Source organism: Hymenobacter defluvii (assembly GCF_017589435.1).
Classification (GTDB): domain Bacteria; phylum Bacteroidota; class Bacteroidia; order Cytophagales; family Hymenobacteraceae; genus Hymenobacter; species Hymenobacter profundi.
Map to the genome: position 1 here is coordinate 42,460 of NZ_JAGETX010000014.1, position 13,406 is coordinate 55,865.

12 protein-coding genes and 2 tRNA genes are annotated in these 13,406 nt (G+C 53.8%); 4 read left to right on the top strand and 10 right to left on the bottom strand.

Annotated elements, in window-relative coordinates; translation table 11 throughout:
* Positions 1 to 9: 9 nt before the first annotated feature.
* On the top strand, positions 10 to 1,188 hold the full coding sequence (locus J4D97_RS18135; protein ID WP_208308809.1) for a hypothetical protein: 1,179 nt from the start codon (positions 10 to 12) through the stop codon (positions 1,186 to 1,188).
* A gap of 136 nt (positions 1,189 to 1,324) precedes the next feature.
* Here J4D97_RS18135 and coaE read toward each other — a convergent pair whose 3' ends face one another.
* From coaE to nusB, 7 genes are all read right to left on the bottom strand, one after another.
* The gene (coaE, locus tag J4D97_RS18140) at positions 1,325 to 1,921 is read right to left on the bottom strand and encodes a dephospho-CoA kinase (RefSeq protein ID WP_208308810.1); all 597 of its coding nucleotides are present in this window, start codon (positions 1,919 to 1,921) and stop codon (positions 1,325 to 1,327) included.
* Positions 1,918 to 2,883, bottom strand: a complete 966-nt coding sequence (locus J4D97_RS18145) for a hypothetical protein (protein ID WP_208308811.1) — start codon at positions 2,881 to 2,883, stop codon at positions 1,918 to 1,920. The genes coaE and J4D97_RS18145 overlap by 4 nt, the downstream gene beginning before the upstream one ends.
* Before the next feature lie 157 nt (positions 2,884 to 3,040).
* The gene (gene yajC / locus J4D97_RS18150) at positions 3,041 to 3,331 is read right to left on the bottom strand and encodes a preprotein translocase subunit YajC (protein ID WP_185281909.1); all 291 of its coding nucleotides are present in this window, start codon (positions 3,329 to 3,331) and stop codon (positions 3,041 to 3,043) included.
* A 121-nt stretch (positions 3,332 to 3,452) separates the two neighbouring features.
* Entirely contained in the window at positions 3,453 to 3,977 is a 525-nt protein-coding gene (locus tag J4D97_RS18155) for a DUF1573 domain-containing protein (RefSeq protein ID WP_208308812.1), read from the bottom strand.
* Positions 3,978 to 4,087: 110 nt separating this feature from the next.
* Entirely contained in the window at positions 4,088 to 5,089 is a 1,002-nt protein-coding gene (locus tag J4D97_RS18160) for an isocitrate/isopropylmalate dehydrogenase family protein (RefSeq protein WP_208308813.1), read from the bottom strand.
* A gap of 192 nt (positions 5,090 to 5,281) precedes the next feature.
* Complete coding sequence (locus tag J4D97_RS18165) at positions 5,282 to 5,593, bottom strand: YtxH domain-containing protein (RefSeq protein WP_208308814.1); 312 nt, start codon at positions 5,591 to 5,593, stop codon at positions 5,282 to 5,284.
* Positions 5,594 to 5,730: 137 nt separating this feature from the next.
* Complete coding sequence (gene nusB, locus J4D97_RS18170) at positions 5,731 to 6,918, bottom strand: transcription antitermination factor NusB (protein ID WP_208308815.1); 1,188 nt, start codon at positions 6,916 to 6,918, stop codon at positions 5,731 to 5,733.
* 385 nt (positions 6,919 to 7,303) lie between these two features.
* On the opposite strand from nusB, the gene J4D97_RS18175 reads away from it, so the two are divergent.
* Positions 7,304 to 9,088 carry an ABC transporter ATP-binding protein gene (locus J4D97_RS18175; RefSeq protein ID WP_208308816.1) on the top strand — a complete coding sequence of 595 codons (1,785 nt, stop codon included), beginning with the start codon at positions 7,304 to 7,306 and terminating at the stop codon, positions 9,086 to 9,088.
* A 113-nt stretch (positions 9,089 to 9,201) separates the two neighbouring features.
* On the opposite strand, the gene J4D97_RS18180 is transcribed toward J4D97_RS18175, so the two are convergent.
* On the bottom strand, positions 9,202 to 9,567 hold the full coding sequence (locus J4D97_RS18180; RefSeq protein ID WP_208308817.1) for a T9SS type A sorting domain-containing protein: 366 nt from the start codon (positions 9,565 to 9,567) through the stop codon (positions 9,202 to 9,204).
* 293 nt (positions 9,568 to 9,860) lie between these two features.
* Between J4D97_RS18180 and J4D97_RS18185 the strand changes: the two genes are divergently transcribed.
* Together J4D97_RS18185 and J4D97_RS18190 are read left to right on the top strand one after the other, a co-directional pair.
* Positions 9,861 to 9,934: transfer RNA gene (locus J4D97_RS18185), tRNA-Pro, on the top strand.
* 109 nt (positions 9,935 to 10,043) lie between these two features.
* Positions 10,044 to 10,117, top strand: a tRNA-Pro gene (locus J4D97_RS18190).
* A gap of 902 nt (positions 10,118 to 11,019) precedes the next feature.
* Here the strand turns inward: J4D97_RS18190 and J4D97_RS18195 are convergent.
* A complete protein-coding gene (locus J4D97_RS18195; RefSeq protein ID WP_208308818.1) occupies positions 11,020 to 11,544 on the bottom strand; it encodes a hypothetical protein in 525 nt (174 codons plus the stop codon).
* A gap of 102 nt (positions 11,545 to 11,646) precedes the next feature.
* On the bottom strand, positions 11,647 to 13,347 hold the full coding sequence (locus J4D97_RS18200) for an ABC transporter ATP-binding protein (RefSeq protein ID WP_185284389.1): 1,701 nt from the start codon (positions 13,345 to 13,347) through the stop codon (positions 11,647 to 11,649).
* Positions 13,348 to 13,406 lie beyond the last annotated feature (59 nt).

Here is a 13,406-nt window from a genome sequence, read left to right on the forward strand (position 1 = left end):
CTTTTGCCGATGCCTTTATTTGAAGTACACAACTCGCAGCAGGTACGTCAGTTTCTGGATTTGCCTACCCGTCTGTATCAGCAGTATCCGGAGTGGATTTCGCCGCTCGATCATGAGATTGAAGCGGTGTTTAGTCCGCAGAAAAACCGCCTGCTACGCGAGGGCAAAGGCGAAGTCGTACGCTGGATTCTGACTAACGATGCCGGTACCGTTATTGGCCGGGTAGCGGCTTTCACCAATAGCGCCCTACCCCAAGAGATACCCAACTTGCCTGTGGGTGGCATGGGCTTCTTTGAGTGTATCGACGACCAGCAAGCCACCAATACGCTCTTCGATGCTTGCCGCACGTGGCTGGAAACCCGCGGGATGGCGGCCATGGACGGCCCCATCAACTTTGGAGAACGGGACCGGTTCTGGGGCCTGCTCGTGGATGGCTTCACGGAGCCCAATTACGGGATGTTCTACCACCCGCCCTACTACCAGAAACTCTTCGAGCAATATGGGTTTCAGGTGTACTTCAAGCAGTACACCTATGATATTCCGACGGATATCAAGCTGCACCCCAACTTTGCCAAGGTAACCGACCGTTTCACCCGCGAAGAGCCTGACTACCGCTTCGCCTACGCCGACGCCAGCGACTCGGAGAAGCTGGCCCGTGATTTTCACCATGTGTACTCTCTGGCCTGGGCGCGGCATTCCGGCGTCAGTGATATGTCGCTGGAGCAGGCGCGCAACATTGTGCGCGAGATGAAACCCGTGCTGGATGAGCGCTTACTGTGGTTTATTTACTACCGCGACGAAGCTGTAGGCTTCTTCATCTCCCTACCCGAGCTGAATCAGATTTTCAAGCACGTGGGTCGCAAGCTGGATACGCTGGGCAAGCTGCGTTTTCTGTGGGAGAAGTATCAGTACCAGCGCCGCCAGCCTAAAAAGGCATTCGGGGTGATTTTTGGGGTAATTCCGGAGCACCAGGGCAAAGGAGCTGAGTCGGCTATGATTTACCAGGCACAATCCGTGTATCAGAATGCCGGCTATACCAGCCTGGAAATGAACTGGATTGGGGACTTCAACCCCCGTATGATGGCCGTATGCCGCTCCATTGGCGCCCGCATCGTGAAAACGCACGTCACCTATCGTCTCCTTTTCGACGAAACCCGTCCCTTCGAGCGGTGCCCCATTATTAGGTGAATTTGTGAATAGCAAAGATGCGTGTCATCCTGGGCCTGCGAAGGACCTTATCATGCCAGAACGAGTCGTTGTTACGTCAGTCGTTCAACTAGCAGAAGGTCCTTCGCAGGCCCAGGATGACACGCATCTTTGCTATTCACAAATTCACAAACGCACCATTCAACCGCAGCACCTGCGGAATAAGCAGCTGTTGGTCATCATTATACACCACAAAATCAGCGCGTTGGAGCTTTTCTTCCTCGCTGAGCTGCTTGCCAATGATTGCCTGCACATCCTGCGCGGTGCGGTGCGGGTCGCGGCGCAGCACACGGGCTTCGCGGATGGGCTGCGGGGCGAATACTGTGATAATATGGTCGAGCTGCCGGTAGGCCCCCGACTCATACAGCAGCGCCGCTTCTTTAAGCACGTAGGCGTGGCCGGCCTGAGCTTGGTTGGCTGCCCACTCCGCGAAGTCGTGGCCCACATGGGGATGCACCAGGGCGTTGAGGCGGGCGAGTTGAGCAGGATCATGAAAAGCCAGCCGGGCCAGGTAGGGCCGGTCGAGTTGGCCATGCGCATCGAAGGTAGCCGCTCCGAAAGCCGTTTGTAGCTCCGCTCGCAAAGCTTCATCGTGGGACATCACCCATTTGGCACGTGCATCCGAATCGTATACAGGCACGCCCAACACCTGAAACAAGCGGCATACCACGCTTTTACCGGACCCAATGCCGCCAGTAATACCTATTTTCTTCATTCGCGTACCATCGATACTTTCACCTGCGACGTGACAATGCGGGCACCGCGCGCCTGTTCTGGCGTTTCAATCAGCATAGGTGTCAGCACAGAGTCAGGTCCTACCAATTGCCCAAAATATAAGGCTACGCGCAGGCGTTGCAGGTCCAAGGCGGCAGTGTCTTCCGGGAAGCTTTGAAGCTGCACCTGCACCGTAGCCGGCTGTAGCCGAAACCGCCGCTGCGCCGGGAAATCGCGTAGCTCGGGGGTAGTCCACACCGGTACGGTTACTACGGCTCGGGGGCGTAGGCGCACGCGTACGTCGCGCACGTTGGTGCTTACCATGGCAGGGCCACCAATCGGCACACTGATGCTGCCGGAGCTGCTGCCTGCTGGTGCCTGCGGCAGATGCACAGGGTAGGGACTGGCCAGCGCATTTACGACGCTAGCGGGTCCTTCAAACAGAATGGTAGCTGGCTCAAATTGCGCTGCGTAGGGCAGTGCCGAGCCATCGGCAGCACGGCTGAGGGTAAGTGGTACGCGCCGCCGTACTAGTTTATCAAACTCAATCCAGAGCGTATCGCTGAGCAAATAGTTAAGTTGCAAGCCATCCATAGCGTTTTGCAAGGCCGGCCGCAGGGCCGAGGACAGCACGTAGCGCTGACCAGGTAAGCGCGTCAGGCGCATTTCGGCGGGCCGCACATCGGGCATAATATTCTTACGCAGCAGCTTCCATCCCCTACCCGTCACGTTCACGGTTACTTCTGGGGGCAGGTCCTGCACCGGCACGTAGCGGGCCGCATCATACACCCACTCCACGGGGTAGGAAATGCGCGTGGTATAAGTCTTGTTGAGCGCGTTAAGTACCCAGATAGTTGACGCGGCCAGAAAGCACACCAGCACCGGCCGCCAATAGCCCTGCTCCGGCCCGTAGAACGGGCGGGCAAACCAAAATAGCAGACGTTGCGGGCGGGATGTTTTCATGATATGCCTTACGAGTTGCCCGTAAATATATGCGTGTCATCCTGAGCGGGCGAAGGACCCTCTCGTGTTGAACGAGTCGTTGTTACGCCAGTCGTTCTACCATAAAAAGCCCCTTTGTACGCTCAAGATGACACTATTTTTCACTGACAGCTACTCACTAATTAACCTGCCGAGCAATGGCCGTGCGGTCGAACGTCAGACGAGTGCCTTTGTCAACTTCTACTACGACGGAATTTTCCGCCACGTCTACAATTTTACCGTGTAGACCTCCAATGGTCACTACATTGGCGCCCTTCGTGAGCGATTCGCGTAGGGCTTTGGCCTCTTTGGCGCGCTTCTGCTGCGGCCGAATCATGAAGAAGTACAGTACCACAAACATGGCGCCCAGCAGTAGAAACTGGGTCATGCCCCCGCCGCCGGGAGCCTGGAGTAGAAGAGTGAGCAGCATAGAAAAGAAATCAAAAAAGAGAAAGGCGCCCTAACGAACGGGAAGCCGCCCGGGGTATAGACACGTTACTCGTGCCTGCCCGCCCAGACGGCTTCCCGCGCCAGTGCGCAACAAAAAACGACTATCGCACCGGACCGTTAGCCCCGTCGGATAAGATGTTGGCTTTAATGGCAATCTGGGTGATGCTGGGCTGGGTGTTGGCCCTTACCGCCACCTGCTTGTTCTGCATCCCGGTTTTACCGTGGCTGTCGAACTGCACTTGCATGGTGCCTTTGGCACCGGGTGCTACGGGCTCTTTGGTCCACTCGGGGGTAGTGCAGCCGCAACTGGCCTGGGCATTCTCAATCACCAACGGCGATTTGCCGGTATTGGTGAACTCGAAGGTATGCTTCACCACATCGCCGGGCTTGATATCACCGAAGTCGTATTCCTGCTCCGTGAAGGTCATTACTGGCGCGTTGGGGTTCGGGGCTTCCGTTTCGCCCAAGACGTTGGGGTTGTCCACAGTGGGGTTGGCAGCGGCGTTGGCATCAGCAGCGGCGGCATTCATGCCCTCGGTACCTACCTCAGTCGGCTTGTCCTGGCTGCAAGCGCCCACCAACAGGGTAGCCGCTAGTAGCGCAGTCGAAAAAAAGGTGCGTTTCATACAGGTAAATAACAGCTGCTGGGCAGCTTACAAAATGGGTGTGAAACCAAAATTACGACTTTCTTCTGGCATTTGGCATCTGTACCGGCACCAGCGAGAGCCGCGTATGCTTACGCCAGATTGTCGATAATGGCCTGTGCAAACTCGCTGGTAGAGGCTTTGCCACCTAGGTCGCCGGTCAGCTTTTCGGGCTGTTGCAAGGTCTTGGTCAGCGCGTTTTCGATGCGGTTAGCGTGGTCTTTCTCTCCCAGGTGGTGCAGCATCATTAGGGCCGAGCGCAGCAGGGCGGTAGGATTGGCTTTACCCTGGCCCGCAATGTCGGGAGCCGAGCCGTGTACGGCCTCAAAGATAGCCGCATCGTCGCCGATGTTGGCACCTACTACCACGCCCAGACCACCTACTAAGCCAGCACACAGGTCAGAGAGGATGTCGCCAAACAAGTTGGTGGTCACTACTACATCGAACTGCTCGGGCCGAATTACCAACTGCATGCACATGTTGTCGATGATTTTGTCTTCGTACGTAATGTGCGGGTATTCGGCAGAAATCTCCTTGCCAGCATCCAGCATCAGCTTGCCCGCCAGTTTTAGAATGTTGGCTTTATGCGCCAGCGTCACCTTTTTGCGACCATTCTTATTGGCGTAGGCGAAAGCAGCACGCACAATCTTGTGGCAGCCCTCTACCGTCACGCGCGAAATGGAGTCGGCAATACCCAGGCGGTCATCGTAATACTCCAAGCCCGAGTACAAACCCTCGGTATTCTCCCGAAACAGCACCAAGTCCACGTTCTCGTAGCGCGACTTGATACCGGGCGTGGTTTGGGCCGGACGCACGTTTTGGTACAGGTTGTACTTCTGACGCAACGTGATGTTGATGCTGCGAAAACCCTTCCCTACCGGCGTGGTGAGGGGCCCCTTTAGGGCCACACGGGTTTTGTCCAAGGAGTCGAGCAGTGCCTGGGGTAGTAGCTCGCCCGAGGTTTCGAAAGCAACCAAGCCGGCGTTATGCTCTTCCCAAGCAACGGGAACCTGCGCCGCGGCGAAAATATCGGTTACGGCTTTCGTGATTTCGGGACCAATTCCGTCGCCGGGGATAAGAGTGACTGTGTGCATCAGAGAAGGTTAGGTTAGCGTAGGTAGGGCACGCGGCCTGGCAAGAAGCCAGACCGGCCGGTGGTTAGCCAGATAGCCTACCTGGTTAGGGGTAGACACAAAGAAACAAAGGAGCGGATGAAGGAGCGAGGAAGGCAGGTAATAGCACCGTTTTCTCGTTCTCTCATCCACTCCTTTTATAGGGCATAGCGCTTAAATACCTTTGCGCGAGTTGATTTGATTGATCAATTGGTCAACGTCCCCGAGCAGCTGTTCGGCCTTGGTTTTAGCGTCCTGAATCACGCGCTGGCCTTCTGATTTGGCCGACATCGGGCCGGCGTCTACCCGGCTGGTCACCAGATTTTCGGTGAGGTCAGCCAGGGTTTCGCGGTAGCGCTCCAACTGGTAGCTGAACCAGCTGCGCACCTCGCGGCCTTTCTCGGGGGCGTATAGAATACCGAATACAGCGCCGGTAAGGGCACCGCCGGCAAAGCATAGAATACCAGTGGTGGTTTTGCTGCTCATATTAGGTGAGGAATTGGAGTAGAAGGGTGGAAAAAAGCGGTGTTCTGCTTCCTGTTGGTACGAAAAACGTAAACTTAACGATGGGATTACGACAAAAAACGTGCACCTCTCGCTTTTTTTGACCTTCTCATTGGAATCTACTGGTTATCAAGCAGGCCCCTACCCGACTTGCGGATGGCGCCGCTGGCCGTGAGGTCCTGCGCCAGTTTGTCGAGGATGCCGTTCACAAACTGCTTGCTCTTGGGCGTGCTATAGAGCTTGCTGATTTCGATGTATTCGTTGATGGTCACCTTCACCGGAATGCTGCGAAACAGGTGCATCTCGCACAGCGCCATCTTCAGGATAATCTTATCCAGCAGGGCCACGCGCTCCACGTCCCAGTTCTGCACCGATTCGGCAATCAGCTTTTCATAACGCTCGTCCTCGTCCAGAGTATGACGGTAGAGCGTCTGGGCAAACTCCTTGTCGTCCTGCCAGTTAGCCGACAGCGACATCAGCTCCAGATTCTCATCGGCGGCCTCGTCCAGCATTTTCACTGTCTTCAGCGTCAGGTTTTTCACCACAGGGCGGTTTTCCTCCCAGTTCAGATCATCCTCTTCCAACTGGCGCGGCAGTTCCTCGCCCTTGAACACGAAGGTCTTGTAGAGGTATTTCAGAAACTCTTGGTCGGTGGCATAGTCGCCGGCAGGCGCTGCCAGGTAGCTTAGCACTTCCGCATCCTGCTTCATCTCGTTGCGCCAAGCGGTACGCAGCGCCTCCATTTCCTCCTCGCCGTTCCACAGCAGCTTGCGCCGGATGGTTAGGTCTTGCAGTTGCTTGTTGTTGATGAGCTTCTGCACGGCCTGGTTTTGCTCTAGGCGGGTCGTGTTCAGCGGAGCATCTTTGGGCGCCGTGAAGCGGCGGTTGCCACGCTCCTGCTCTTCTTCCAGCACCCGCAACAGCGCTGCGGGCAGGTTCAGCAGGTGAATGTACTGGTCGTGAATACTCTCAGCATTGTGCACCAGCTGGCCGCCGTAGAAGTTGCCATCCTTGGTTTTCTGTTGCTGGTAGTACTTCATGGCGTCGCGCACGGCCTCGTGTACGTCAGCATCGTCGGGCTGCTGTTCCGGCTCGCTGCCAGTCTTGTGCCACTCCCGGAAGATAACTTCGGCCAGCTTGCGCTGCCCTTGAAGCTTGCGCCGGTCCTGGGGCTCAGGCGAGTTCAGATCGGGTGCAAAGGCCTCCGCAATGCGGTCATTCGCCAACAAAAAATCAGATCCTACGGCCTGATGGTAGGCATACAGGGCCTGCATGACTTTAATGCGGAGCGTGCGTCGGTTGAGCATTGTATGAAAATGAAATCAGCACCATTTATGCTGATCTTGATGAAGTTGAGAATCTGAGCGAAAAGCGGGGTAGGGTAGGTACCTTTGAGCATCGAACTGCTCGGAGCGTATATCCGGCGCCTACCAGAACAGTGCGACCGTTCTACCCTTAAGCGGGGTATTGAACGTACGTATTATAGAGGTGGAGCGCCCCGCAATTCGGGCGCAAAAGTACCGGTTTTTTCCGATTAAGGCTAGTCGAAGCGTATCTTTCCTACCTATTTAGGAGTTTGGCAGCTAGTCGGTTAGCGTCGGCTGCATCTTGTCTGAACTGCATCTTGAAAACCGTTTGCCTGCTTTTTAACTTTCTACTACTCAAACTGCTAAACTACTTCCCTCCTGCCCCGTGAGTGCCCTCTCCGCTACCAATAAGTACTTATTTCGCTACAAATGGCATTTCCTCGGTGGCGTGCTGTTTGTGGCCCTGAGCACGCTGCTGGCCATTTTTCCGGCCCAAATTGTGCGCTACGCCTTCGACCTCGTGAGTGAGGGCATCGACCTCTACCACCTCTACGCCGGCACCGAGGCCCAAAGCAGCGTGTATAAGCTATTCGGGCGCAACGTGCTGCTCTACGGTGCCCTCATTATTCTGCTGGCCGTGCTGCGCGGCATTTTTCTGTTCTACACGCGCCAGACACTCATCGTAATGTCGCGCCTGATTGAGAACGATCAGAAGAACGAAATCTTCCAGCATTATCAGTCCCTACCCCTCTCCTTCTACCGTCGCCACAGCACCGGCGACCTGATGTCGCGCATTTCTGAGGACGTAGGGCGCGTGCGCATGTACATCGGGCCAGCCATCATGTACTTCTTGCAACTGGTTATTCTATTCGTGCTCATCGTGCCGCTTATGCTGATGGTGAATGTGAAGCTGACCGTGTACACGCTTCTACCCCTACCCATCCTGAGCGTCAGCATTTTTTATATCAACAACATCATCCAGCGCAAATCCGACGAAATCCAACGCTCCCTGGCCGGCATGACTACCTTTGTGCAGGAGGCCTTTTCGGGTATTCGGGTGCTGAAGTCATTTGTGCGCGAGGAAGACTCGCACCGGCAGTTTACGGTAGCCAGCGAGAATTACAAGGAGAAGTCGTTGAGCCTAAACTTTGTGAACTCCCTATTTTTTCCGTTGATTCTGTTCTTGGTGGGCCTCAGCACCATCATCACCGTATGGGTAGGCGGCCAAGAAGTAATCCGCGGGACTATCACTACGGGTAGCATCGCGGAGTTTCTCATTTACGTGAACCTACTTACGTGGCCCGTTACGGCCCTGGGCTGGACGTCGTCGCTGGTACAGCGTGCAGAAGCCTCGCAGGCTCGCATCAACGAGTTTCTGCACCAGAAAACGGACATCGTTTCCCACCGCAACGTACAGCGCGAAATGCAGGGTGACATCGTATTCGACCACGTATCGTTCACCTACCCCGATACCGGCATTGAAGCCCTGCGCGACGTGTCGTTCCGCATCCGCCCGGGCCAAACGTTGGCGGTTATCGGTAATACCGGTTCGGGCAAAAGCACTGTAGCCGCCCTACTCTGCCGCCTCTACGACGTGACGCAGGGTACCATCACCGTAGATGCTACCGATGTGCGCGACTACGCCCTTACGTCGCTCCGCAGCCAGATCGGCTACGTGCCGCAGGATGTATTCCTGTTCTCCGATACCATCCGCAACAACATCAACTTCGGCCTCGATAACCCCAACGAGGAGCGTATGAAGCAAGCCGCCCAGGACGCCAACGTGTACGAAAATATCATTCAGTTTCCCGAAGGCTTTGATACCAAGCTAGGCGAACGGGGCATCACGCTTTCAGGCGGGCAAAAGCAGCGTGTGAGTATTGCCAGAGCTTTGGTGAAGGAACCGCGCATCCTGATTCTGGATGATTCGCTTTCGGCCGTAGATACCAATACCGAAAACGCCATCCTCAACAGCTTACAACGAGTGATGGAAAACCGCACCAGCCTCATCATCTCCCACCGCGTCAGTTCTGTGAAGCTAGCCGACGAAATCCTGGTGCTCGATGATGGCCAGATCGTGCAGCACGGCACTCACGATGCCCTTATGGCTGAGACTGACGGCCTCTACCGCGCCCTTTACGAACGCCAACTGCAAAGCGAAGAGGCGTAAGTGGTGAGATAATGAAGTTGTGAGTAAAAAAAGGTACCTGTCATCCTGAGCATGTGGCTTGATGCGCCACATGCTCAGGATGACAGGTACCTTTTTTTACTCACTATCTCGCCTTATTGCCCCAGATGCACGCGGCGGACGCCGCTTCGCTCGCCGCTGGTGCAACGCACAATGTAGAAGCCGGTGGGTAGGCGGCTAACGTCGATGTTGGCGGCCTTATCACCCGAAATCATATCCTTGGTCATCACGGGCCGGCCCTCGTCGTCGTTGATTTCCACTCGAACAGGGCCGGGTACATCCGTACGCACAGTCAGGCGCTTACTAACGGGATTTATTTCCGCTTTCACTTTCACGACATCGGATGAGGTAGCGGGAGCTTCCATTTTATCCGTTACCAAGGCAACTGGTTCGGACGTAACCTTCGCTGCGGTAGCTGTCTGGTTGGAGGCTGTTTGGGCATTAGCAGTAGTGACTAGCACCAAACAAAGCATGCTTGCCAGCATTGATATAACTATTTTCATATCACCTTTACGTTAAACATGTACAATGATAACTTAAAAACAAAAGTACGAATTGTATTTATTCGCGACCCGACAGTTAGTAAGTCTCCTCGATTAACAGCAAAACCATTGCCAAGAATAGCTACCCTCTAACTACCTCATTCCCAACCCATCGCTAGATACTTTGCTTTTAGATGTAAAAACAACATTTATTTCCTTTCAAAAATTGCGGTGATATCAAATCTTCTATTACCTTTGCAGCTCAATTCTATCGGGGTGTAGCGTAGCCTGGTATCGCGCCAGCATGGGGTGCTGGAGGTCGTAGGTTCGAATCCTGCCACTCCGACAGAAGAGCTTTCGGCTCGAAAAGCCGCTGAACTTTGGTTCGGCGGCTTTTTTCGGCCGATAGCGAAAATTTTCCTGATACGCTGTGTGCTCAGGCTGCACCAGCAACTCGGGGTGTAGCGCAGCCCGGTAGCGCGCGTCGTTCGGGACGACGAGGCCGTAGGTTCGAATCCTGCCACCCCGACTTTTCTTTGATTCCAGCTAAAATAAACGGCCCGCTAAGCTTTGTGCTTAGCGGGCTTTTTTATTTCAAAATATATAAATAAATATATTATACAATATATGCTTTACGACACCGTTAGCAGCAGCACATATTCACTAAATTTTCTTCGTTATGAAAAAATAATTCTAAGTGGGGCTCTACTTAGTATAGCTTCGCTCAATGCGTATTCTCAAATTTCTGCTGGTACTGTCTCAATAGGAGGTGCGCTTAATTAAGTAAGGTCATCTGTTAAAAATGAGATACCACCAACAGCTATAGGGATAAATAGCAATTACACTACCTCCTCACTGAACATTCAACCTATTGTAGGCTATTTCATAAGCGACAATTTATCCATAGGAATAAATACAGGTGTTAGTTTCGGCAACTCTGAACAAGCTGAATCTGGTCGTTTTGCTGATTCAAATCAGAACTAGGAGCGCAACAGTAGCAGAAAAGAACGCATAGTATCCCTGGGCCCCGTTGCGCGTTATTACAAATTCATAGGAGATAAATTTGCCTTATTCGGACAATTTGGAGCAGGATATAAAAACAACTATTTTTCTGATTATAGTAATTATAGCAATTCGGTATATTCTTACAATGGTCGTTCACAAGGATTTTATGCTAATCTATCTCCAGGTATTACGTTTTTTCCTACTAAGAAACTAGGCATAGAAATATCTGTAAACGGTTTGAGTTATGATCGTATAACGCAGAAAAAGGATGGATTTAGATGGTCTAATAGTTCTTTATATACAAACTTTGGTTTAAGCTCTTTATTTATAGGAGGGTCTATCTATTTAGGTCGCAGTTAACAAGCATCGCACAAGAAAATGCCCCGACAGTATATACTGTCGGGGCATTTTCTTGTGCGATGCTTGTCATTTCACCACAGCCATTACCTCGGCTGGTGCATCAGCGGGAAACTGCTCCAAATAGATTTTAGCCGAAGTCAGTTTCTGCTCTTGCATAAAGTTTTTCGCGCCGGAGTACAGCTTATCCGGCGCTACCATGTAGCTGGCGTTTAGGTGGGCCTGCACCACGCGCTGGCCGGCCGGGAACGTGCGGTAGCGGTAGCCGGGGGGCAACTGTTGGGAGGTGGTATCGGCTACCACCAGGCCTACAAAGGCGCGTACGGTATCGTCGGATGCTTCTGGGTCGCTGTAGTAGATGTTGCCTAGCGCGCCACTTAGCTGGCCATTGTCGAGCACTTGCTGGGCCTGCCGAAATAGTGGGCCAAACTCGTCACTACTCGCCTTGCCCTCGAAATAGCGACCGGCCAGATAAACGGGCTGCGCGGTGGTAATAAGTTGCACGCCGGGACTACGGAAGCCGCCTAGGTAGGCGTACCACACGGCCACGCTCAGTGCTACAAGCAATAAGGCCAGAAAAAGCCAACGGGTCATAGAAGGTGAATTTGTGAAGCAGTGAAATTGTGAAAGCCTATAAGTGAAGCGACGTGCGGTTATTTAATACGTAACTCACAACTTCACCTCTCCACAACCTCACTACTCATTTACATACTGCATCTGGTAGAGTTGGGCGTAGAAGCCACCACGCCGCAACAGTTCCTCGTGCGTACCAGATTCCTGAATTTCGCCCCGGTCCAGCACAATGATACGGTCGGCTTTCTGGATGGTGCTGAGGCGGTGCGCAATGACCAGCGATGTGCGGCCTTCCATCAGCTTGTCAATAGCTTCCTGAATCAACTCTTCCGTCTCCGAATCAACGGAGGAAGTGGCCTCGTCCAGAATAATAATGCGCGGCTGGTAAACCATGGCGCGCACAAAGGAAATCAGTTGTCGCTGGCCTACGGAGAGGGTAGCACCACGCTCCATTACCTGATAGTGCAGGCCACCGGGTAGGCGCTCAATAAAGCGACGGGCACCCACCAACTCGGCAGCTTCCCAAATTTGCTCTTCCGTAATATCCTTGTTGCCCAACGTGATGTTGTCGGCGATGGAGCCCGCAAAAAGGAACACGTCCTGCAACACCACCCCAATTTGCTGGCGCAGTGCCTTAAGGTCGTACTCGTGCAGGTCATGACCGTCGATGCTGATGGTGCCTTTGTTGATGTCGTAGAAACGGGAGAGCAGGTTGATGATGCTGGTTTTGCCGGCACCCGTAGCACCTACGAAAGCGATGGTCTGGCCGGCCTTTACCTCAAAGTTGATGTCTTTGAGCACGTAGTTTTCCTCGTTGTAAGCAAACCACACGTGATCGAAGCGGACGTCGCCGCGCAGGGTAGTAGGCAGGAAGTTGCCGTTGTCGGCAATTAGCTCCTTGCTGTCCAGCAACTTCAACAGACGCTCCGTGCTTACCAAGCCGAGCTGCAACGTATTGAAGCGGTCGGCAATTTGACGTATTGGCCTAAAGAACAGACTATTATACAGGATAAAGGCAATCAGTGCTCCTTTAGTTATCGTGCCCTCAATCTGCCCTTGCGCTGCATACCATACCAGCAGGCCGATACCTACGGCGCCCAGCACCTCAGCTACGGGGTAGTACACCGAGTAGTACAGCACAGACCGAATATTGGCGCGGGTGTGTTCCTGGTTGATCTTCTCGAACTTCTGCTGTTCGCGGGCCTCGTTGTTGAAAATCTGCACCACGCTCATGCCCGTGAGGTGCTCCTGCACGAAGGAGTTGAGGCTGGCCACGGCCGTCCGCACCTCCTGAAACGACTTCTTCACCTTCTCCTTGAACACGTAGGTGCTGAACAGCAACGGCGGAATCACAGACAAGCTGACCAGCGTCAGGCGCCAATCAATATAGAACATGAAGGCGATGATGAACACCAGTTGTAGGATGTCGCCAATCATGGCTGCCAGCCCTTCACTAAATACGTCGGATAGCGTTTCTACGTCGGAGATATTGCGCGTTACGAGCACCCCGATGGGCGTGCGGTCAAAAAACTTCAGGCGCAGATCGAGGATATGCTTGTAGAGGTCTACCCGGATGTCGCGCACGATGTACTGACCCAGCCAGCCGCCGTAGTAGGTTTGCAGATAGCTCACCAGCGTGTGTCCTACCAGCAAAACAATCAACCAGATAAACATGCGGTTCACTCCCGTCATATCACCCTGGTCGATGCTGACATCGACCATTTTCTGGATCAGAAAGGGCCGCAACGTGCCCAGGGCCGCCGTGGCAACCGTCAGGAAGATGAGGAAATAAAATACGCGCCGGTAGGGCCGCACGTACGCCATCAGCCGGCTCAGCACCTGCCAATCGAAGATATTGCCGGTTTTGGTGGCAGTAGTGGTTT